This is a genomic window from Bradyrhizobium sp. CCBAU 11386 (genome assembly GCF_028128955.1).
In the GTDB taxonomy this organism is placed as follows: domain Bacteria; phylum Pseudomonadota; class Alphaproteobacteria; order Rhizobiales; family Xanthobacteraceae; genus Bradyrhizobium.
Genome location: NZ_LBKA01000260.1, coordinates 122,872 through 143,162 on the forward strand (window position 1 = coordinate 122,872; position 20,291 = coordinate 143,162).

At 65.4% G+C, this 20,291-nt stretch carries 19 protein-coding genes; 10 read left to right on the forward strand and 9 right to left on the reverse strand.

The window, feature by feature from the left end:
* Positions 1-39: 39 nt before the first annotated feature.
* The 4 genes from XI09_RS42455 to XI09_RS42470 form a co-directional block, all read right to left on the reverse strand.
* Positions 40-1,260 (reverse strand): GGDEF domain-containing protein, encoded by a 1,221-nt coding sequence (locus XI09_RS42455; RefSeq protein ID WP_271572263.1) that lies wholly within the window; start codon positions 1,258-1,260, stop codon positions 40-42.
* Between the two features lie 230 nt (positions 1,261-1,490).
* Positions 1,491-1,970: a 30S ribosomal protein S9 gene (gene rpsI / locus XI09_RS42460; protein WP_011087725.1), complete on the reverse strand. Its 480-nt coding sequence runs from the start codon at positions 1,968-1,970 to the stop codon at positions 1,491-1,493.
* Between the two features lies 1 nt (position 1,971).
* Complete coding sequence (rplM, locus tag XI09_RS42465; RefSeq protein WP_011087726.1) at positions 1,972-2,436, reverse strand: 50S ribosomal protein L13; 465 nt, start codon at positions 2,434-2,436, stop codon at positions 1,972-1,974.
* Between the two features lie 158 nt (positions 2,437-2,594).
* A complete protein-coding gene (locus tag XI09_RS42470; protein WP_018642441.1) occupies positions 2,595-3,023 on the reverse strand; it encodes a PaaI family thioesterase in 429 nt (142 codons plus the stop codon).
* Between the two features lie 86 nt (positions 3,024-3,109).
* Between XI09_RS42470 and XI09_RS42475 the strand changes: the two genes are divergently transcribed.
* From XI09_RS42475 to XI09_RS42490, 4 genes are all read left to right on the forward strand, one after another.
* Positions 3,110-3,934 carry an enoyl-CoA hydratase gene (locus tag XI09_RS42475; protein ID WP_271572264.1) on the forward strand — a complete coding sequence of 275 codons (825 nt, stop codon included), beginning with the start codon at positions 3,110-3,112 and terminating at the stop codon, positions 3,932-3,934.
* Positions 3,935-4,035: 101 nt separating this feature from the next.
* Complete coding sequence (locus XI09_RS42480) at positions 4,036-4,620, forward strand: CoA-binding protein (protein WP_271572265.1); 585 nt, start codon at positions 4,036-4,038, stop codon at positions 4,618-4,620.
* 138 nt (positions 4,621-4,758) lie between these two features.
* The gene (locus tag XI09_RS42485) at positions 4,759-6,039 is read left to right on the forward strand and encodes an O-acetylhomoserine aminocarboxypropyltransferase (protein ID WP_271572266.1); all 1,281 of its coding nucleotides are present in this window, start codon (positions 4,759-4,761) and stop codon (positions 6,037-6,039) included.
* Between the two features lie 199 nt (positions 6,040-6,238).
* Positions 6,239-6,583, forward strand: coding sequence for a hypothetical protein (locus tag XI09_RS42490; RefSeq protein WP_271572267.1), 345 nt, complete (start codon positions 6,239-6,241; stop codon positions 6,581-6,583).
* A gap of 19 nt (positions 6,584-6,602) precedes the next feature.
* Here XI09_RS42490 and XI09_RS42495 read toward each other — a convergent pair whose 3' ends face one another.
* The gene (locus XI09_RS42495) at positions 6,603-7,685 is read right to left on the reverse strand and encodes a COX15/CtaA family protein (protein ID WP_271572268.1); all 1,083 of its coding nucleotides are present in this window, start codon (positions 7,683-7,685) and stop codon (positions 6,603-6,605) included.
* A gap of 123 nt (positions 7,686-7,808) precedes the next feature.
* Between XI09_RS42495 and XI09_RS42500 the strand changes: the two genes are divergently transcribed.
* Positions 7,809-8,027, forward strand: coding sequence for a DUF2842 domain-containing protein (locus XI09_RS42500; protein WP_027547383.1), 219 nt, complete (start codon positions 7,809-7,811; stop codon positions 8,025-8,027).
* Between the two features lie 5 nt (positions 8,028-8,032).
* Here the strand turns inward: XI09_RS42500 and XI09_RS42505 are convergent, their stop codons facing one another.
* Positions 8,033-9,073 (reverse strand): polysaccharide deacetylase family protein, encoded by a 1,041-nt coding sequence (locus tag XI09_RS42505; RefSeq protein ID WP_271572269.1) that lies wholly within the window; start codon positions 9,071-9,073, stop codon positions 8,033-8,035.
* Between the two features lie 130 nt (positions 9,074-9,203).
* On the opposite strand from XI09_RS42505, the gene XI09_RS42510 reads away from it, so the two are divergent.
* On the forward strand, positions 9,204-10,385 hold the full coding sequence (locus XI09_RS42510) for a GNAT family N-acetyltransferase (RefSeq protein ID WP_271572270.1): 1,182 nt from the start codon (positions 9,204-9,206) through the stop codon (positions 10,383-10,385).
* Positions 10,386-10,581: 196 nt separating this feature from the next.
* On the opposite strand, the gene XI09_RS42515 is transcribed toward XI09_RS42510, so the two are convergent.
* On the reverse strand, positions 10,582-12,837 hold the full coding sequence (locus XI09_RS42515) for a GumC family protein (protein ID WP_271572271.1): 2,256 nt from the start codon (positions 12,835-12,837) through the stop codon (positions 10,582-10,584).
* Positions 12,838-13,037: 200 nt separating this feature from the next.
* On the opposite strand from XI09_RS42515, the gene XI09_RS42520 reads away from it, so the two are divergent.
* From XI09_RS42520 to XI09_RS42530, 3 genes are all read left to right on the forward strand, one after another.
* Positions 13,038-14,171, forward strand: coding sequence for a glycosyltransferase family 4 protein (locus tag XI09_RS42520; protein ID WP_271572272.1), 1,134 nt, complete (start codon positions 13,038-13,040; stop codon positions 14,169-14,171).
* Positions 14,172-14,286: 115 nt separating this feature from the next.
* On the forward strand, positions 14,287-15,837 hold the full coding sequence (locus XI09_RS42525; protein WP_271572273.1) for an undecaprenyl-phosphate glucose phosphotransferase: 1,551 nt from the start codon (positions 14,287-14,289) through the stop codon (positions 15,835-15,837).
* Between the two features lie 84 nt (positions 15,838-15,921).
* Positions 15,922-17,178: an O-antigen ligase family protein gene (locus tag XI09_RS42530; RefSeq protein ID WP_271572274.1), complete on the forward strand. Its 1,257-nt coding sequence runs from the start codon at positions 15,922-15,924 to the stop codon at positions 17,176-17,178.
* On the opposite strand, the gene XI09_RS42535 is transcribed toward XI09_RS42530, so the two are convergent.
* Entirely contained in the window at positions 17,147-17,623 is a 477-nt protein-coding gene (locus tag XI09_RS42535) for a MarR family winged helix-turn-helix transcriptional regulator (RefSeq protein WP_271572444.1), read from the reverse strand. The genes XI09_RS42530 and XI09_RS42535 overlap by 32 nt on opposite strands.
* 147 nt (positions 17,624-17,770) lie before the next feature.
* Between XI09_RS42535 and XI09_RS42540 the strand changes: the two genes are divergently transcribed.
* Complete coding sequence (locus XI09_RS42540; protein ID WP_271572275.1) at positions 17,771-18,967, forward strand: FAD-dependent monooxygenase; 1,197 nt, start codon at positions 17,771-17,773, stop codon at positions 18,965-18,967.
* Positions 18,968-19,106: 139 nt separating this feature from the next.
* On the opposite strand, the gene XI09_RS42545 is transcribed toward XI09_RS42540, so the two are convergent.
* Complete coding sequence (locus XI09_RS42545; RefSeq protein ID WP_271572276.1) at positions 19,107-20,285, reverse strand: saccharopine dehydrogenase family protein; 1,179 nt, start codon at positions 20,283-20,285, stop codon at positions 19,107-19,109.
* Positions 20,286-20,291: the final 6 nt, after the last annotated feature.

Sequence of the window (20,291 nt, forward strand, 5' to 3'; positions counted from 1 at the left end):
TCGAATGGTAAACAGAAGATTACCGCAGCGCCCGTTGCCTCAAGCCGTGGCCGGACGCGCCTGCGGCGCGCCGATCCGCGCGGCGCTCTGACGGCGCCAGTTCTCCAGCGACAGCGGCAGCTCCTCCGCCGCCTCGACGCGGTTACGGCCGCCGCGCTTGGCCTGGTAAAGCGCAGTGTCAGCCGAGGCCAGCAGCACCTCGAGTTCGGTGCCGGCCGGACCGCCGGCCACACCGATGCTGACGGTGGTGTCGACCGGGCCTTCATCGACCACGACGCCGGAGGTCTCGAACGCCTCGCGCACGCGCTCGGCGACCAGCACGCCCTCCTCCAGCGAACACGGCAGCAGCGCCGCGAATTCCTCACCGCCGATGCGGCCGGAAAGGTCGGTCATGCGCAGATTGCTGACCACCACGGTCGAGAACAGCCTCAGCATCTCGTCGCCGGCGGGATGGCCGAAGCGGTCGTTGATCGACTTGAAGTGGTCGATGTCGAAGATCATCACGGTCACGGGACGTCCGGCCTTGGCCTCGCGGTCGATCACGCGGCCGCAGGCTTCCGAGAAGCCACGGCGGTTGAGCATGCCGGTCAAGGGATCGGTGGACGCGGCGGTCCGGTGCGCGGTGACGGTACGCTCCGACACCAGCATGAAGATCACGAACACGGTGCCGACGGCGTACAGCACGAGTTCGACCGCGAACACGGTGACCCAGATGCTCGAGGAGAAGCCGGCATCGTGCGGGCGCAGGAAGCTGCCGAGCAGAATCGGCAGCATCAGCACGCAGCCGTGCATCACCGGCACCACGAAGGCCGGCCAGCGCCGTTGCAGGCTCTTGCGCCGCTCGACCCAGAGCTCGCTTGCAGTCAGCGCCGCATAGACCGAGACGATGCCGGCGCCGATCATCATGCGCAGCATGGACGCCGCGGGATCGAGCAGCGTCGCGGCCGCGACCCAGGCGAGCGCGCCGAGCACGAGGCCGGGCCAGTTCGGCTTGCGGCCGTGGAAGACGCGCGCCGCATTCCACACCATGCCGCAGGCGACGAAGCCGACGGCATTTAACGCCAGATAGAGATGCGGCCCCAGCCGGTCGCCTGCCGCCGTCCACAATGCGACCGAGGCAGCGCCGAGGAGATAGGCGGTGCCCCACCATTTCAGCGCAGGACTGTTCTCCTGCTTGCCGAAGAACACCATCATGGCGCCGAGCAGTGCGGCAACCATGGTGGCAACCAAATAGAGCGTGATGCTATCGAGCGACATCATGTCGGCCCCCTTGAAAACATAGCAGTTACGCGATCGGCCCAGCCGATTTGCGCGCCCTTCCAAATGCGACGCTATGTTCCCGCGGGTTCCATTCAGGTTTTCACGCGGCCGCAAGTTTTCGGGAAACACGTCGTCAATTTGCATACAAACGAACAACAAAAAGGGCGCTGAAATCAGCGCCCTTTTGCATCTCATTGAAGCCGCTTTCGCGGCGAATGTGACCGAAGCGATTAACGCTTCGAGAACTGGAAGGACCGGCGGGCCTTGGCCTTGCCGTACTTCTTGCGCTCGACCACGCGGGAGTCGCGGGTGAGGAAGCCGCCCTTCTTGAGCACGGTGCGCAGCTCCGGCTCGAAATAGGTGAGCGCCTTGGAGATGCCGTGACGGACGGCGCCGGCCTGGCCGGACAGACCGCCGCCGGCGACGGTGCAGATCACGTCGTACTGGCCGGAACGCTGGGCCACGGAGAACGGCTGCTCGATCATCATGCGCAGCACGGGACGGGCGAAATAGACCTCGACCTCGCGCGAATTGACCGTGACCTTGCCGGCACCCGGCTTGATCCAGACGCGGGCGACCGCGTCCTTGCGCTTGCCGGTGGCGTAGGCGCGGTTGAACTTGTCGACCTTCTTCTCGTGCTTGGGCGCGTCGGGCGCCGCCGCCGTCTTGAGCTGCGAGAGCTGGTCGAGCGACTGGATGGATTCGGCCATGTTATGCGGCCCTCGTGTTCTTGCGGTTCAACTTGGCGATGTCGATCTTCTCGGGCTGCTGCGCCTCGTGCGGATGATCGGCTCCGCCGTAGACACGGAGGTTGCCCATCTGCACGCGACCGAGCGGACCACGCGGGATCATGCGCTCGACGGCCTTCTCGAGCACGCGCTCGGGATGCTTGCCCTCGAGGATCTGGCGCGCGGTGCGCTCCTTGACGTGGCCGACATAGCCGGTGTGCTTGTAGTAGGTCTTCTGCTCGCGCTTGCGACCGGTGAGGACCGCATGCTGCGCGTTGATGATGATGACGTTGTCGCCGCAATCAACGTGCGGGGTGTAGGTCGGGAGGTGCTTGCCGCGCAGGCGCATGGCGACGATGGTGGCGAGACGGCCGACGACCAGACCCTTGGCGTCGATCAGTACCCATTTCTTCGTCACCTCAGCCGGCTTTGCCGAAAAGGTTTTCATATCGGAGTTTCCGTGGACGGGAGATATCGGCGCGAACACCGCACCGGACTGCGCGGTTTTCTAGAGAAGAGACGCGCAACGGTCAATGCCCGAAGACGGAAATTACGCACGTAAAATCAATGACTTAAAAATATGGTGTGATATTACCTGCAAAAAGTTCAAACATTTGGAATGGAATAGGTCGAGGTGACATGGGCGATCGGATCGGGCGAGGTGCCCGACAACAGGTTCACCTCCCCGACCGCCAGCCGCTTGCCGAGCTTGAGGAGCCGCGCCTCGGCCAGAACGTCCTGGCCGGGCTGGCCCTTGCGCAGGAAGTTGATGTTGAGATTGGTGGTGACTGCGAGCCCGATCGGCCCGATCGCGGACAGAAGCACCACGTACATCGCAAAATCGGCGAGCGCCATCAGCGTCGGGCCGGACACGGTTCCGCCCGGCCGCAGCATCCTTTCGCTGTAGCGCTGGCGCAGGAGGCAGGTCTGGCCGTCCGCGCTCTCGATCGTGATGTCGTCGCCGCTGAAGGCCTGGGGAAACTCGTCACGGAGAAACTGCTCGACCTCCGCCACGCTCATTTTCGCTAACGCCATGCCACCCCTCACCCTCGCTTCAGGTCCGCTGTTGCATTAGGTTATCTGCATCATCCAATTGCAATAATCCAACTGGAAACGCTTCGATGTCCGTCCAGCCCGCCCGCCCCCCCTCCCCGGAACCGCCGATCCTGCTGCGGGAGATCGTCGGGACCGTCGCCGTGCTCACGCTGAACCGCCCCGCCGCGCGCAACAGCCTGTCGGAGGCGATGATCGGCCAGCTGCATGCGAGCTTCAACGCAATTGCCGAGGACAAGCGCATCCGCGCCGCCGTCATCGCCGCCAACGGTCCGGCCTTCTCCGCCGGCCACGATATGAAGGAATTGACCGCGCGCCGCAGCGACCCCGATCGCGGCCGCGCCTATTTCGCCGAGATCATGAACGCCTGTAGCGCGATGATGCAGGCGATCGTGCGTCTGCCCAAGCCGGTGGTCGCTGCCGTCCAGGGGATTGCGACCGCGGCCGGCTGCCAGCTCGTCGCAAGCTGCGACCTTGCGATCGCTTCAGACGCCGCAAGCTTCGCTACGCCCGGCGTCGACATCGGCCTGTTCTGCTCGACGCCGATGGTGGCGCTGTCGCGCAACGTGCCGCGCAAGCAGGCGATGGAGATGCTGCTGACGGGCGAGCCGATCCCGGCCGCCCGCGCCCGCGAGATCGGGCTCGTCAACCGTGTGGTGCCCGCCGGCACTGAACTCGGCGCAGCGATCGAGCTCGCGCAACAGGTCGCGCTGAAATCCGCCTACACGGTCAAGCTCGGCAAGGAGGCGTTCTATCGCCAGGCCGAGATGAGCCTTGCGGACGCCTATCGCCATGCGGCAGAGGTGATGACCGAGAACATGATGGCGCGCGACGCCGAGGAAGGCATCGGCGCCTTCATCGAAAAGCGCGCGCCGACATGGCGGGATGAGTAACCCCCGTCATTGCGAGCGCAGCGAAGCAATCCAGAATCTTTCCACGGTGACAGCCTGGATTGCTTCGCTGCGCTCGCAATGACAAAAAGATAAAGACGAAAATGAACCACGACGCCTATCCCGACAATTACATCCGCGCCATCCTCAACAGCGTGAAGTCGATCGCGATGGTCGGCGCCTCGCCGGTCGATGTGCGGCCGAGCTATTTCGCATTCAAATATCTGGCGCAGCGAGGCTACGACATGATTCCGGTCAATCCCGGCCATGTCGGCAAGGAGCTGCTTGGAAAACCCTTCGTCGCCTCGCTGTCCGACATCGGCCGTCCCGTCGACATGATCGACATATTTCGCAACTCCAGCCACATCATGCCCGTGGTCGAGGAAGCCCTGACGCTCGATCCGCTGCCGAAGGTGATCTGGATGCAGCTCGGCGCGCGTGACGACGTTGCGGCGGCAAAGGCGGAAGCGGCCGGCCTCAAGGTCGTGATGAACCGCTGCCCCAAGATCGAATATGGCCGCTTGTCGTCCGAGATCTCCTGGATGGGCGTCAATTCGCGCACGCTCAGCTCCAAGCGCGCGCCGGCGCCGACGCAAGGCATGCGGCTATCCCTCAATCGGATGAGTGTCGGCGGTGGCGATACCGCGGCATCCGATCGTGCCGCCAAAAACAAGAGCGAGCAAAGCTGACGCAATTGCGAAGGATTCGTTTCGCGAACGCGACAATACGCAGCACGATCGTTCCGATGTGAAGTCGCGCCTTGACGCCAGCAGCGGCGCCGATCAGCATGCCGCGCGATTTCAGACCACAAGAACAGGACGCCCTCAATGAGCGATCGCCTTCCGGGATTTTCAACCCTCGCCGTGCATGCCGGTGCACAGCCCGACCCGACGACCGGTGCGCGCGCGACTCCCATTTATCAAACAACCTCTTTCGTCTTCAACGACGCCGACCACGCCGCCTCGCTGTTCGGATTGCAGGCGTTCGGCAACATCTATACCCGCATCGGAAACCCCACCAACGCGGTGCTGGAAGAGCGCGTTGCTGCGCTCGAAGGCGGCACGGCCGCGCTGGCCGTTGCCTCCGGCCACGCCGCGCAGGTCGTGGTGTTGCAGCAATTGCTCCAGCCCGGCGACGAGTTCATCGCCGCGCGAAAGCTCTATGGCGGCTCGATCAACCAGTTCACGCATGCGTTCAAGAGCTTCGGCTGGAACGTGGTGTGGGCCGATTCCGATGACATCGCCAGCTTCGAGCGCGCCATCACCCCGCGCACCAAGGCGATCTTCATCGAGTCCATCGCCAATCCCGGCGGCAGCATCACCGACATCGAGGCGATCTCGACGGTGGCGCGCAAGGCGGGCGTGCCGCTGATCGTCGACAACACGCTGGCCTCGCCCTACCTGATCCGACCGATCGACCACGGCGCCGACATCGTCGTGCACTCGCTGACGAAGTTTCTGGGCGGCCACGGCAATTCGCTCGGCGGCATCATCGTCGATGCCGGCACGTTCGACTGGTCGGCGGGCGGCAAATATCCGATGCTGTCGGAGCCGCGGCCGGAATATCACGGCATCCGCCTCCAGGAGACCTTCGGCAATTTCGCCTTCGCGATCGCCTGCCGCGTGCTCGGCTTGCGCGACCTCGGGCCGGCGCTGTCGCCGTTCAACGCCTTCATGATCCTCACCGGCATCGAGACGCTGCCGCTGCGCATGCAGAAGCACTGCGACAACGCCAAGGCGGTCGCCGAATTCCTGGCCGGCCATCCGGCGGTGGCCTCGGTGAGCTATGCGGGCCTTGCCAGCGACAAGTACAACCGGCTTGCGCGCAAATACGCGCCGAAGGGCGCAGGTGCCGTGTTCACCTTCAGCCTGAAGGGCGGCTATGACGCAGGCGTCAGCCTGGTGTCGAAGCTGCAGCTGTTCTCGCATCTGGCCAATGTCGGCGACACCCGCTCGCTGGTGATCCATCCGGCCTCGACCACGCACAGCCAGCTCGACGACGCCGCCAAGGTGAAGTCCGGCGCCGGCCCCGACGTGGTGCGGCTCTCGATCGGCATCGAGGACAAGGAAGACCTGATCGCCGATCTGGAGCAGGCGCTGGGCGCGTAGTTGATGTCATTCCGGGATGGTCCGAAGGACCAGACCACAGGTGCGCAATTGCGCACCGGGGAATCTCGAGATTCCGGGTTCGGTCCTGCCGGACCGCCCCGGAATGACGGCGGCCGTTTTGGCCGCCGTCAGTTAACAGTCATTAACCACATCTGCCGCATACATCGTCTTTGGATCGCCCTTTGATTCGGAGCCGACGATGCTGCGCTGGATGGTGCCTGCCCTTGCGGCGATGCTGACGCTCTCAAGCGCGCTCGCCGCCGATCTTCCGGCCACGCCGAAGCGGCGGGCCGCCGCGCCGCCGCAGGAGGCGCCACAGGTCTATGTCGAGACCGATCCGGATGCGCTGATCTCGCCGGCCTATGGCGTCGGCAGCTACATCCGCAATCTGCCGGGCACGCCGCTCCTGCCCGGCTCTCACACGCTGCCGGGCTATTACGGCCGCCCCTGGGACTACGACTATCAGGGCTCGTATTACGGCGGGAAGCAGGTCGACTATTTCTGGCGCCTGCCCTACTCGTGCGGCATCTACGGCTATTGCTGATCAGCCGGGCTGATGGTGATCAGCCGGGCTGACTGACCGGAACCGCGCGCGGCTGTGCTTGCGCAGACTGCCGCGAGGCCAGCCGTTCCGCCTGCATCACCGCAAGCGTGAGCACCAGGATCGCAACCGCCTGGTGCGCGAGCGCGAGCCCGATCGGCACCTGGTTGAGCAACGTCAGGATGCCGAGCACCGCTTGCAGGCTCACCGCCGCGAACAGCCAGAGCGCGCCGTTCGCAGCTGAACCTGCGCGTGAGCGCACCGCATCGAACGCGTGCAGCGCCGCCAGCACGAACAGCGCATAGGCCGTCATGCGGTGCTCGAACTGCACCGTCAGCACGTTGTCGAACATGTTGCGCCACCACGGCGTCTCGAACCACAGCCGCTCGGCGGAGGGAATGAGCGCACCGTCGATCTGCGGCCAGGTGTTGTAGGCGCGACCCGCACGCAGGCCAGCGACCAGCGCGCCGAAATAGATCTGCACGAAGGTCACGACGAGCAGCAGCGCACTTGTGAACCGCAGCCGCGCAGGACCTGCGATCTTCGGCCGGTCGGCCAGCCGCCGTACCGTCCAGACGATGCCGGCGAAGATCAGCAGCGCGAGCACCAGATGCGTCGCCAGCCGATATTGCGACACCTCGACACGTTCCGTCAGACCCGAGGCCACCATCCACCAGCCGACCGCTCCTTGAAGCCCGCCGAGCGTGAACAGCAGCCACAGCCTGCGCTTCAACTCACCGGACAGGCCCCCGCGCCACAGGAAGAACAGGAACGGCAAGAGATACGCGACGCCGATGAAGCGGCCGAGCAGCCGGTGGCTCCACTCCCACCAGAAGATCTCCTTGAACTCGGACAGGCTCATGCCCGCGTTGAGCTCGCGATATTGCGGGATCCTCTTGTAGGCCTCGAACGCCTCGGTCCACTGCACCTGCGAGAGCGGCGGCAGGCTGCCCGTCACCGGCTTCCATTCGACGATCGAGAGTCCGGATTCCGTCAGCCGCGTCGCGCCGCCGACCAGCACCATCAGCGCGATCAGCGCGGCCACGGAAATCAGCCACCAGCGCACGGCGCGATACGGCTCGGACGGGGCGGAATTCGTCGTCATTTCAGGGCGACACCAAACCTTGTACCGAAGAGACTTGAACCAAGAGGCTTGAACCGGACTGCGTGCCCCTTATAGTCCCCCGCTCCCGCAGCGCAAGTTACGCGAAAGCCGCAGCATTCCGCCATGACGATCCGCACCCGCAAGTTCCTCGGCGCCATCCTGCTCCTGGTGCTGGCCACGGTCTGGGCCCTGCTCGGCATGGCGCTGGCGCAGATGCCGTGGATCGCCGAATCCGGCTGGCGGCAGGCGATCTACTACGTGGTGGTCGGCATGGGCTGGGTGCTGCCGGCGATGCCGATCGTGAGCTGGATGCAGCGCCCTGATCGCGCCAAGTCGACGTAACGCTCCTAAGTAGCGCTGCCCGTCGGTTTCACCGGCGCGAAGGCAATTCCCGACACCAGCACGCGCAGCATGCGCAGCGAACGCACCCGGCCGTCCCAGGAAATCCGCGGCAGCGCGCGCAGATTGGTGCGCCCTTCCGCATCCACGATGCCTGGTATGGTCGACACCGCGCTGGCAAAGCCCGCCTCCTCCGCCATCACCACATGGCTGCGCCGGAACGAGGCGCGATCGCCGAACGGAAACGCCAGGTGCCGGATCTCGCGGCGGAAGGCCGCTTCCGCCACCGCCTTGCCCATTGTCATCTCGCGTAGCGCGGCTGCATCCTTCATGTTGGCGAGAACGGGATAGTTCACGGTCGCGCTGCCGATCGTGACGAGCGGATCGGCCGCAAGCTTCGCCAGGTCCTCCCAATCCATCGACGCCTCGCGCGAGAGCGCAGGCAGATCGATCCGGTAGCGCGTGCAGAGATCGGCGATCGCAGCCGACACATCCGCCGGCGGCAGCGAGCGCAGCCAATTCTCGACGAACGAAAATAGCGCCTGCTTCTCGGCACTGCCTGTGACGGTGAAGCGCTGCTCCCTCTCGCCCATCATCAGGCTGATGCGGCTCTCGCGCGCGATCACCTGCTCGAGCCCGAGCCACCAGGCTTCCCCGACGCCATCGGGAAACGCAGTGGGCACATAGATCGTGAACGGCACGGCGTGGCGGGCCAGTACCGGATAGGCGAACGTGATGAGATCCTTAGCAGCGCCGTCGAAGGTGAGCGCCACGAAGCGCCGCCTCTCCGGCAGTGTCACCGCACGCCGGCAGACCTCGTCCATGCCGAGAATGTCGTACTTCCAGCGCTTCAGCGCCCGAATGACGCGGTCGAGGAATTGCGGCGCGATCTCGTTCTCGCGCAGCGGCTGAAACCCGCCGCGCCGCCGCGGCCGCACGTGCACAAAGCGCAGGATGGCGCCGGCCCCACGACTGCGCAGCGCAGCCTGGCCGGTGAACCAGGTCAGCTCCAGGCGCAGCCGTTCCAGCCATCTGTCGTCGGATGCCAATATCCCACCTTCGCGCTCACCGGCGGCCCGTTCCCTCGTCCATTGTCATTACCCTTTGTTGACATTTCTTTGCAAAGGTCGGCCACAGGCCGAAATACGCATATTTTTGATTTCTCGACAGGTTTCGCGAATGACCATGGCTGCGGCGATGCAAAGCCGGACGGCAGAAGCGCCAGCGCGGTCGAAAGCGAGCCGTATCGCGCACGTCGATATCGTCCGGGATCCCGGCGAGGCCGAACCGGTCTGGCGTGCCTTCGAGGAGAGCGGCCACCTCTTCACGCCCTACCAGCGCTTCGACCTGCTTAGCCCCTGGCAGCGACTGGTCGGTGGCTGCGATGGCGCGCGCCCCTTCATCGTGATCGCCCGCGACGCCGAACGCAGGCCGCTGCTGCTGCTGCCGCTCTCCTTGCGCCAAGGCCACGGGGTGCGCACGGCCTGCTTCATGGGCGGCAAGCATACGACCTTCAACATGGGCCTGTGGAACGCCGAGTTCGCGGCACAGGCCGTCGCCGCCGATCTCGACGCACTGCTTGCGCCGCTGCGCGAGCATGTCGACGTGCTCTCGCTGACGCAGCAGCCGCTGCGCTGGGACGATCAGCAGAACCCGTTCGCGGCTCTGCCGCGGCAGAGTGCGATCAACGGCTGCCCGCTGCTGGTGATGGAGCCGGGCGGCCCGCCCGCATCGCGGATCAGCAACTCGTTCCGCCGCCGCCTCAAGAGCAAGGAGAAGAAGCTCCAGGCGCTCGCCGGCTACCGTTATCACCTCGCCACCACCGACGCCGACGTCACCCGCCTGCTCGACTGGTTCTTCCGCGTCAAGCCGGTGCGGATGGCCGAACAGAAACTGCCCAACGTCTTCGCCGAGCCGGGCGTCGAACAGTTCGTCCGCAGCGCCTGCCTGTCGCCGCGCGGCGAAGGCCGTGTCATCGATATCCACGCGCTCGAATGCGACGACGAGGTGATCGCGATCTTTGCCGGTGTCGCCGACGGCCAGCGCTTCTCGATGATGTTCAACACCTACACCATGTCGGAGCACGCCCGCTACAGCCCGGGCCTGATCCTGATGCGCTACATCATCGACCGCTACGCCGAGCGCGGCTACCGCGCGCTCGACCTCGGCATCGGCTCGGACGACTACAAGCGGATGTTCTGCAAGGACGACGAGGACATTTTCGACAGCTTCGTGCCGCTGACCTCGCGCGGCAAGCTTGCGGCAATGGCGATGTCCTCGCTCAGCCACGGCAAGCGGCTGGTGAAGCAGAACCAGACGCTGTTCGACCTGGCGCGACGGCTGCGGCAGGCGTTCGGGTAGGTTTCACAGCCTCTCAATCTCTCACCACTTGCGAGCTGTTCTTCCTTCTCCCCTTGCGGGAGAAGGTGGCGCGAAGCGTCGGATGAGGGGTATCTATCCGCGGACTCAAAAGGCAGTGGGACTCGTTGAGAGATACCCCTCACCCGGCTTCGCTGCGCGAAGTCACCCTCTCCCGCAAGGGGAGAGGGAAGTGAAGCTAAGCCGCCACCACGCGCGGCGCGTCCATTGCATCCGACGGCTGCACCGGCCTGCTCAGCATCGTCACCTCGCTGAAGCCGACGGCCTTGAGCTGCTCGCACATCAGCGTGCGCGCATCCGGCTCCATCGACGTATCGGGCACCACGACCGCGCGGGCATTGGCCGTCAGCAGCTCTGCCGGAAGGTCGGAGGCGCTGCCGGCATCGAGCAGCACGTGGTCGTAGGCCCGCAGCAGCGCGTCGATCGCGAGCGTCACGCGCGGCGATTGCAGCAGGCTGCGGTCGAAGCCGGGACGGCCGGCCATCACCAGATGCAGCCGCGACAGCTTGTCCCGGGTGATCACCTGCGCGAACGAGGATTCGCCCTGCATCAGTTCGGCAAGGCCGGGCGCCGAGGCATCGACGGACACCGCGGCAATCGTCGGCGAGGACGCGGCGAGATCGACCACGACCACCCGCGCATCGCGCGCCAGGTGGCGGGCCAGCGTCAGCGCCGACAGCGTGACGGCTTCGCCCGACGCGGTGCCGAGCACCGTGATCTTCTTTGCCGCCGCGGTGCGCAGGCTCTCGGCCAGATGCTCGATCTCGGCAAACTCGGTGACACCGGCATCGGCCATCACCTCCGGCTGAAGCGGCGCGGGCTCTTCCATGACCGTTTCGACGACCGGCTCGACCACCGGCTGGACGAATGGTTCCTGGCGAACCGCCGCCTGCGTCGGAGCAAAGGCAGCCACGGCGCGCGGCGCGGTCTGGCGCAACAGCTCGCCCGTGACGGCGACGCCGGACGAGAGCAGCAGCGTCGCGATCGTCGCGATCAGCACGATCGGAAGTTTCTTCGGATAGGCCGGCGTGTTCGAGACGACGGCGCGCGAGATGATGCGGCCTTCCGCCGGCGCCGTGTCGATGGTCTCGCGGGTGCTGGCCTCGCGATACTTGCCAAGATACGTTTCCAGCAGGTCGCGCTGCGCCTTGGCCTCACGCTCGAGCGCACGGAGCTGGACGTCCTGGCCGTTGGTCGAGGTCGCCTGCTTCTTGAGCTGCTCGAGGCTCGTGGTCAGGCCGTCGACCCGGCCACCGGCGATGCGCGCATCGCTTTCGAGCGAGCGGGAGATCTTGGCCGCTTCGTCGCGGATCTGGTTGTCGAGGTCGCCGAGCTGCGCCTTCAGTTCCTTGATCCGCGGGTGATTGCCGAGCAGCGTGGACGACTGTTCGGCGAGCTGCGCCCGCAGCGTGACCCGCTGCTCGGACAGTCGCCGCATCAGCTCGGAGTTCACCACCTCGGACGCCTCGATCGGCTTGCCGCTCTGGAGCATCTCCTTGATCAGCCGCGCCTTGGATTCCGCATCTGCCCTCATCGAGCGCGCGTTGTTGAGCTGGGTGTTGACCTCGCCCATCTGCTGGTTCGACAGCGTGGTGTTGTTGGTGCCGACGAAGAGTGACGACTTGGAGCGGAAGTCCTCGACCTTGGCTTCGGCGTCGGAAACCTTCTTGCGTAGATTCTCGATCTCGCCCGCGAGCCATTGGCTGGCATTGCGCGCCTGGTCCTGGCGCGCATTCTGCTGGAGCACGAGATAGCCGTCGGCGATCGAATTGGCGACGCGCACGGCGAGATCCGGATCGGCCGACTGGAATTCGATCACGATCACGCGCGACTTGTCGACGGCATAGGCCTGGAGGCGCTCGTAATAGGCATCCAGCACCCGCTCTTCCGGCGTCATCGAGAACGGATCCCGGCCGATGCCGATCAGCGCCGCCAGCGACTTCAGCGGCGAAATGCCTTGCAGCACCGGATCGAATTCGGGGCGCTCGGCAAGCTTGTTCTTCTTGATGATCTCGCGCGCGAGATCGCGCGACAGCACGAGCTGGACCTGGCTGGTGACGGCCTCGGGGTCGAGCGCCTGCCGCTCCTCGTTGCTGCGGTCGCTGCTCGGACGCAGGAACACGTTCTCGCGGCCATCGATCAGGATGCGCGACTCGGACTTGTAGCGCGGCGTCACGAGATTGACGACGGCGACGGAGGCGACCAGCGCCAGCACCGTCGGCACGATGATCCAGCCGCGCTTGCGCGCAAGCGCGCTACCGAGCGCGTGAAGATCGATGTCGCCGGATTCGCCGGACGCCTGCCTGGTGACAACGGGCGCAGGCCTTGCTTCAACCTTGGGCTTGGCTTCGCGCCTGGCTTCGGCTTTGGACTTCGAAACAGCCCGCTCGACCACCGCCTTGTCCTTGCCGGCACGCCAGAACGCTAAACGCATCGAACACTCCCGCAGGGCAACGCCGCCAAGCTACCTCAACCGGGGCGATTACACTCCATTAAGGTTGCCGCTGGGTTAATCGGGCAATCCCGCGACCAGCGCACGCGTGCTCGTCATCGTTTGTTAACCACGAGGCCTCTTAATCCGTCTCGATATTTCGACAATTGTTCGGCATTCGCCGTCGAGCGCTGGTTCAGATCATGCCCCCCTCTCCCGACCGGCCGCTTCGCATTCTGCACGCCGTACGCGCACCCGTGGGCGGCATCTTCCGCCATATCCTCGACGTCGCCAACGGCCAGGTCGATCGCGGCCATCATGTCGGGATTCTCGCCGACAGCCTCACCGGCGGCGCGCGCGCCGACAAGGCGCTGGCCGAGCTCGCGCCGCGGCTGAAGCTCGGCATGCACCGCATGGCGATCCGCCGCGAGCCGTCGCCCGACGATGTCCTGGTGTGGCTTCGGATGCGGCGCCTGATCGCGGAGCTCAAGCCCGACGTCATGCACGGCCATGGCGCCAAGGCCGGCGCCTTCGTCCGTCTGCGTCGTCGCTCCGACGACACCATCCGCATCTACACGCCGCATGGCGGCTCGCTGCACTATCCGCTCAACACCTTGAAGGGCGAGTTCTACGCGCGGCTCGAACGCTCGCTGATGGACTCGACGGACTTGTTCCTGTTCGAGAGCGCCTTTGCCCGCGATACCTATCAGCGCATCGTCGGCACACCGAAGGGCGTGGTGCATTGTGTCTTCAATGGCGTGACCCCGGAGGAATTCGAGCCTGTTATCACCACCGAGGATGCCACCGACCTCTGCTATGTCGGCGAGTTCAGGCACATCAAGGGCGCGGATCTGCTGGTCGATGCCGTGGCGCGCCTGCACGAAGGCGGCAAGAAGGTCACCCTCACGCTCGGCGGCGACGGCGAGGAGACGGCAGCGCTGAAGGCGCAGGTCGAGAGGCTCGGCCTCTCCGGCGCGATCCGCTTCATCGGCCACGTCAAGGCACGCTACGGTTTCTCCAAGGGACGGCTGCTGGTCGTTCCCTCGCGCGGCGATTCCATGCCCTATGTGGTGATCGAGGCGGGCGCGGCCGGCATTCCCATGATCGCCGCGCGCGTCGGCGGCATTCCAGAGATCTTCGGCGCGGAGAGCCCGGCCCTGTTCGCGGCAAGCAACGCCGAGGCGATGGCGGAAGCGATTGCGGCCGCACTCGCCGATCCGCAGGCGACAGCGCAGCGCGCATCCGCCTTGCGCGAGCGCATCTCCGCGCATTTCTCCCAGCAGGCGATGGTTGACGGCGTGATCGCGGGCTATCGCGACGCATTTGCCAATCATTAACCATCCTTAAGGTCGCTTTAGAGAATCTTCCGATTTGTCCGATAACGAAGTGCGGGGGATGCTCGCCCGGGGTGCAAGGCTGCGCCGCGGGTTTTTGGAATGGACGTGGACGCCCGTGGAACCGCTCAACGCACGCTCGATGCTCGATGACGCGACCAGAGCCGCGGCGAAGCCGGCTGACCAGCCCTTTGTGGAGCGCCGCCGCCGGCTCTCTCCCGCCGCGCTCGACGTCGTCAACCAGAAGGTCGCCCGCGCCTATTCGCCGATTGTGATCACCGGCATCGTGCGCCTTGCCGACTTCGCACTGCTGAGCCTCGTCGGCATCGCGGTCTATGTCGGCTACGTCATGCCGCTGGCCGGCTCCTTCAGCTGGGTTTATCCGGCGGAGATCCTCGCCGTCGCGGTCGCCGCCGTGGTCTGCTTCGAGGCCGCCGACCTCTACCAGGTGCAGCTGTTCCGCGGTCAACTCCGGCAGATGACGCGGATGATCTCGTCCTGGTCGTTCGTTTTCCTGCTGTTCATCGGCATCTCCTTCTTCGCCAAGTTCGGCAGCGAAATATCGCGGCTGTGGCTTGCCGCCTTCTATTTCTTCGGGCTCGTCGCGCTCATCGTCGAGCGCCTGGTGCTGCGCTCGCTGGTGCGGGCCTGGGGGCGCGAGGGCCGGCTCGATCGCCGCACCATCATCGTCGGCTCCGACAGTAACGGCGAGCAGCTGGTGGAGGCCCTGAAGGCGCAGGAGGATTCCGACATTCACGTGCTCGGCGTGTTCGACGACCGCAACGACAGCCGCGCGCTGGACACTTGCGCCGGTGCGCGCAAGCTCGGCAAGGTCGACGATATCGTCGAGTTCGCCCGCCGCACCCGCGTCGATCTCGTGCTGTTCGCGCTGCCGATCTCGGCGGAAACGCGCATCCTGGAGATGCTGAAGAAGCTTTGGGTGCTGCCGGTCGACATCCGCCTCTCCGCCCATACCAACAAGCTGCGCTTCCGTCCCCGCTCCTACTCCTATCTCGGCGAAGTCCCGACGCTCGACGTGTTCGAGGCGCCGATCACCGACTGGGACCTCGTGATGAAATGGCTGTTCGACCGCCTCGTCGGCGGTCTCGCACTGCTCGCGGCCCTGCCGGTGATGGGACTGGTGGCGCTGGCGGTGAAGCTCGACAGCCCCGGCCCGGTGCTGTTCCGCCAGAAACGCTTCGGCTTCAACAACGAGCGCATCGACGTCTACAAATTCCGCTCGATGTACCATCACCAGGCGGATCCGACGGCCTCGAAGGTCGTGACCAAGAACGATCCGCGCGTGACCCGCGTCGGCCGCTTCATCCGCAAGACCAGCCTCGACGAGCTGCCGCAGCTCTTCAACGTGGTCTTCTCCGGCAACCTCTCCCTGGTCGGCCCGCGCCCGCATGCGGTGCAGGGCAAGCTCCAGAGCCGCCTGTTCGACGAGGCCGTCGACGGCTATTTCGCCCGCCACCGCGTCAAGCCCGGCATCTCCGGCTGGGCCCAGATCAACGGCTGGCGCGGCGAGATCGACAATGAAGAGAAGATCCAGAAGCGCGTCGAGTTCGACCTCTATTACATCGAGAACTGGTCGGTGCTGTTCGACCTCGTCATTCTCCTGAAGACGCCGGTCTCGCTGCTGACCAAGAACGAGAACGCGTATTAAGGCGAGATTCCCCGTCATGCCCCGCGAAGGCGGGGCATCCAGCTGTTTTGTGGCGTATGAGTTGCGCAAGCGTATGAGCATGTGATGGCGTATGCGGCGACAGCCGGTGGAGTGAACGTAGCCGCACCGGCTGCGCCCGGCGTGCTGGCCCTCCAGCGCGCGCTGGTGTGGCTGGTCGGCGCTTGCGGCGCCATCGTCTTCATCGAACCCAGCCCCTACGAGATCGTGACGCTGCTCGCCACCGTCACCTTCTTCGCCACCGGCCTGCGCCTGCGGCTCGCGCTGATGCCGCTGCTACTGATGCTGGTCCTGCTCAATGTCGGCTACACCATCAGCGCGATCCCGCTGTTCGAGCAGCCCGAGGTGGTGAGCTGGATCGCGACCTCCTGGTACATGGCGGTGACCGTGGTGTTCTTCGCCATGATCACGTCCGAGGATACCGCGGCCCGGCTCGACATGCTCCGCCGCGGCCTCGTGGTCGGCGCGATGGTTGCCTCGCTGGCGGCGGTCGCCGGCTACTTCCACCTGGTTCCCGGCGGAGACGACCTCCTCACGCTCTACGGACGTGCCCGCGGCACGTTCAAGGACCCGAACGTGCTCGGCGCCTTCCTGATCCTGCCGGCGCTGTTCGCGCTCCAGAGCGTGGTCTCTGACAAGCTCGGCAAGTCGTTCCGCAACGTCATCGCCTTCGGCATCATGTCGCTGGCGATCCTGCTCGCCTTCTCCCGTGCCGCCTGGGGCGGGCTGGTGCTGACCTCAGCCTTCATGCTGGCGTTGATGGTGCTGACCAGCCGCACCAACGCGCAGCGCTCGCGCGTCGTCGTCATGGCGATCGTCGCCGCAGTGCTGGGCGTTGCGCTGATCGCGGTACTGCTGTCATTCGATTCCACCGCCGAGATGTTCAAGCAGCGCGCCAGTTTCGACCAGAGCTATGACGAGGGCCGCTTCGGCCGGTTCGGCCGGCACATCTTAGGTGCGGAGATGGCGCTCGACCTGCCATTCGGCATCGGCCCCTTGCAATTCCACCGCTTGTTCCCCGAGGACACCCACAACTCCTATCTCAACGCCTTCATGTCCGGCGGCTGGCTCTCAGGCGTGTGCTATCCCGCCCTGGTCTTCACCACGGTGATCACGGGCTTCCGGCACATCTTCGTCCGTGTGCCCTGGCAGCGTGCCTATCTCGCGGTCTTCTCCGCCTTCGTCGGCACCGTCGGCGAAAGCTTCGTGATCGACACCGACCACTGGCGGCACTTCTGGATGATGCTGGGCGCGATGTGGGGCATGATCGCAGCCGCACAGGCCTACAAGATCAAGTCTCGCGACGAAGCTTCTTCAGCTTGAGATCGGGACGCTTCTCCGGCGGCGTGTCCAGAAGGCTCTTCAGCGCCTCGGTGGCCGCGAGCACGCCCTTGTAGCCCTCGGTCGCGAAGCGCAGCAGCAGGCGCAGCTCCTCGTCGGAATAGGCGCCAAAGACCTTCTCCATTGCCTGCTGCATCGGCACGTAGAACTGGCCGATCTTCATCGCCGCTTCCGGCACGACCGCGATGAAGACCTTGCGGCGGTCTTCCTCATCCCGCTCGCGGCGCACCAGGCCAGCCTTCTCGAGCCGGTCGATCACGCCGGTGATGGCGCCTGTCGTGAGGCCTGTCACCTCGGCGAGCCGGCCCGCGGTGACGCGTCCCTCGAGATAGAGGATGTCCATGCATTCGAGGTCGGAATTGGCAATTCCGGCAACGTTCGCAACGGTCTGGCCATAAAGCACGCCCTGCGCGGACGACCGGCGCATCGCCTCCTCGAGCTCCTGCAGCAGCGCAGCGCGCGCCTTCGTCCTTGACAAGGCCGACCTCATATCTTAGTCGATATATATCTCAGTCACTAAGAGATTTAGCGACCGTAATTTCTCCTAGCACCACGGAAACGTCGGGAGCAAGCCATGTCCAACCGTCCCCGCAAGGCCCTGATCATCGGCGCCGGCATCGCCGGGCCTGTCGCCGCGATCCTGCTCCGCCGCGCCGGCATCGAGTCCGCGATCTACGAGGCCTGGCCCTATTCGAAGGGCATCGGCGGCGGCCTCCAGATCGCGCCGAACGGCATGCATGTGATGGACGAGATCGGCCTTTCAAACGAGCTGATCAGCCGCGGCTCGGTCGCGGAGGCCTTCGACTTCTATTCGCAAGGCGGCCGAAAGCTCGGCTCGATCAATCGCGACATGGAGCGCCGCTTCGGCCAGCCCGCGGTGAACGTCTGCCGCGCCGCGCTGAACGAGATGCTGATCGACAAGGCCTGGTGCGCCTGCGTCTCGCTCTATTTCGAGAAGCGCCTGATCAAGATCGAAGACCGCGGCGACCAGCCGATCATCGCCTATTTTGCCGACGGCACCACCGCCGAAGGCGACTTCCTGATCGGCGCAGACGGCGTGCATTCGATCACGCGACGCCAGGTGGTGCCGGACGGACCCCGGCCCTTCGACACCGGACTGATCGGCTTCGGCGGCTTCGTGCCCCACGCCGTGCTCGACGGCAGGCCGATCGGCCGGCATGTCGAGACCGCGTTCGGCCAGAGCGGCTTCTTCGGCTACGGCTATTGCAGCCCGGATCCGAACGATGGCGTGATGTGGTGGAGCACGCAGCCCGCGCACGGCATGGACGCGGCGATGTTCCGCGCGCTCGATGCGTCGACGCTGAAGCAGCATCTGCGCAGCTTCCATCGCGGCTGGCACGATCCGATCCCCGACATCATCGAGGCGGCCGAGAACATCGTGGTCACCGACACGCTCGATGTCGCGACCCTGCCGACCTGGTCGCGCAAGCGCTCGCTGCTGATCGGCGATGCCGCGCATGCGACCAGCCCCCATGCCGGACAGGGCGCCTCGCTCGCTCTGGAAGATGCGATGCGGCTCGCGCGGCTGATGCAGGACGGACAGGAGCTCGGCGCCACCTTCCAGGCTTTCGAGGCCGAGCGGCGCCCGCGCACCGAGAAGATCGTCGCGATGGCGCGCCGCAACGGCAACAGCAAGCGCGAGTTCAGCGCCACCGGCGCGTGGGTCAGAAATCAGATGATGAAATGGTTCTTACCGTTGGGGGCAAAGGGCATGGACTTCATGTACGCGTATGACGCGCGGGCGGTGTAGCGATTGACGCTGTCATGCCCCGCGAAAGCGGGGCATCCAGTACGCCGCGGCCTCTCGGCTCAATCACTACTGTCTCTGGAATACTGGATCGCCCGGTCGCAGCCGGGCGATGACACCGTGATTGTGGCGCGCAACCGCGCTAGCCCTCCACCCCGAACGTCAGCCCGGCATGATCCTGCAGCCGCTTGATCAGCTTGTGCTGCATCGCTGCGCCCGGCGTCCAGATGCCCCCGGGCACGTCCGTCGCATCGCGCAGCAGGCAGATCGCGCATTCGGAGATCATCTTCGAGGTCGAGCCGTAGCCCGGATCGCGGTCACCGGTGACGCCGGCGCGGACCATGCGGCCGTCGGGCGCGACCGCGACATAGAGCAGATTGAAGAGCCCCTTCTCACGCTCCTCCTTCGACGGCCCCTCGCCCGGCTTCGGCGCATTCGGACCGGTCTTTTCGGCGTTGGCGGCCATCACGCGCTTCGCATTGGCCTCGCCCTTCTCGCCGGGGCCGGTCAGGACCATCTCGTCGTAGACGAACTCGCGGCCGTAGGGAAAGCCCATCAGCATGTTGGAGCGATGGACGTTGCGCGTGTTGATCAGCGCCATCATGAACGGCGCGGTCCAGGACTGCAGATCCTCCTCATAAGCTGCTCGGTTGCCCTTCGGCTGCTTCGGGCCGGTGAAGCCGGGTGTCAGCGCGAAGTGATCGTTGAGAATCGCGACAAGGCTGAGATCCTTGGCGACCGCATCGAAGGTCGCTTTCGCGCTCGCCGCGGTGCCGCCTGACAGCGTGCCGCGCATGTCCCGCACGCGGCCCTTCACGCGCGCAGCCGGCGTGCCGAACACGCGCCGGGCCTCTTCCTGCACGAAGAACGTGCCGAGCTCGAACGGCACGGAATCATAACCGCAGGAGAACACGATGCGCGCGCCGCTCGCCTTGGCCGCCGCCTCGTACTTGTCGATCATCTGCCGCATCCAGACCGGCTCGCCGCAGAGGTCGAAATAATCCGTGCCGCCAGCAACGCAGGCCGCGAGCAGCGCTTCGCCATAGTGCTGATACGGACCGACCGTCGTGATCACCGACTTGGTCTGTGCGACCATTGCCTTCAACGAGGCGGCATCGGACGCATCGGCCACGATCAGCGGCGTATCCGCGGGCGCGCCGATCGCGTCGCGCACCGATTTCAGCTTGTCGAGGCTGCGGCCCGCCATCGCCCATTTCAGCGCCTTGTCGTCCTTGTAGTGCGCTGCCAGATATTCGGCGACGAGCTGGCCGGTGAAACCGGTCGCACCGTAGACGACGATGTCGAATTTCGCAGAGCTCATGACTGG

Excerpts from the sequence above, each read along its gene's own strand:
- XI09_RS42455 (WP_271572263.1), bottom strand. The coding sequence starts at position 1,260 with ATGATGTCGCTCGATAGCATCACGCTCTATTTGGTTGCCACCATGGTT.
- rpsI (WP_011087725.1), bottom strand. The coding sequence starts at position 1,970 with ATGGCCGAATCCATCCAGTCGCTCGACCAGCTCTCGCAGCTCAAGACG.
- rplM (WP_011087726.1), bottom strand. The coding sequence starts at position 2,436 with ATGAAAACCTTTTCGGCAAAGCCGGCTGAGGTGACGAAGAAATGGGTA.
- XI09_RS42470 (WP_018642441.1), bottom strand. The coding sequence starts at position 3,023 with ATGGCGTTAGCGAAAATGAGCGTGGCGGAGGTCGAGCAGTTTCTCCGT.
- XI09_RS42475 (WP_271572264.1), top strand. The coding sequence starts at position 3,110 with ATGTCCGTCCAGCCCGCCCGCCCCCCCTCCCCGGAACCGCCGATCCTG.
- XI09_RS42480 (WP_271572265.1), top strand. The coding sequence starts at position 4,036 with ATGAACCACGACGCCTATCCCGACAATTACATCCGCGCCATCCTCAAC.
- XI09_RS42485 (WP_271572266.1), top strand. The coding sequence starts at position 4,759 with ATGAGCGATCGCCTTCCGGGATTTTCAACCCTCGCCGTGCATGCCGGT.
- XI09_RS42490 (WP_271572267.1), top strand. The coding sequence starts at position 6,239 with ATGCTGCGCTGGATGGTGCCTGCCCTTGCGGCGATGCTGACGCTCTCA.
- XI09_RS42495 (WP_271572268.1), bottom strand. The coding sequence starts at position 7,685 with ATGACGACGAATTCCGCCCCGTCCGAGCCGTATCGCGCCGTGCGCTGG.
- XI09_RS42500 (WP_027547383.1), top strand. The coding sequence starts at position 7,809 with ATGACGATCCGCACCCGCAAGTTCCTCGGCGCCATCCTGCTCCTGGTG.
- XI09_RS42510 (WP_271572270.1), top strand. The coding sequence starts at position 9,204 with ATGACCATGGCTGCGGCGATGCAAAGCCGGACGGCAGAAGCGCCAGCG.
- XI09_RS42515 (WP_271572271.1), bottom strand. The coding sequence starts at position 12,837 with ATGCGTTTAGCGTTCTGGCGTGCCGGCAAGGACAAGGCGGTGGTCGAG.
- XI09_RS42520 (WP_271572272.1), top strand. The coding sequence starts at position 13,038 with ATGCCCCCCTCTCCCGACCGGCCGCTTCGCATTCTGCACGCCGTACGC.
- XI09_RS42530 (WP_271572274.1), top strand. The coding sequence starts at position 15,922 with ATGGCGTATGCGGCGACAGCCGGTGGAGTGAACGTAGCCGCACCGGCT.
- XI09_RS42535 (WP_271572444.1), bottom strand. The coding sequence starts at position 17,623 with ATGCGCCGGTCGTCCGCGCAGGGCGTGCTTTATGGCCAGACCGTTGCG.
- XI09_RS42540 (WP_271572275.1), top strand. The coding sequence starts at position 17,771 with ATGTCCAACCGTCCCCGCAAGGCCCTGATCATCGGCGCCGGCATCGCC.
- XI09_RS42545 (WP_271572276.1), bottom strand. The coding sequence starts at position 20,285 with ATGAGCTCTGCGAAATTCGACATCGTCGTCTACGGTGCGACCGGTTTC.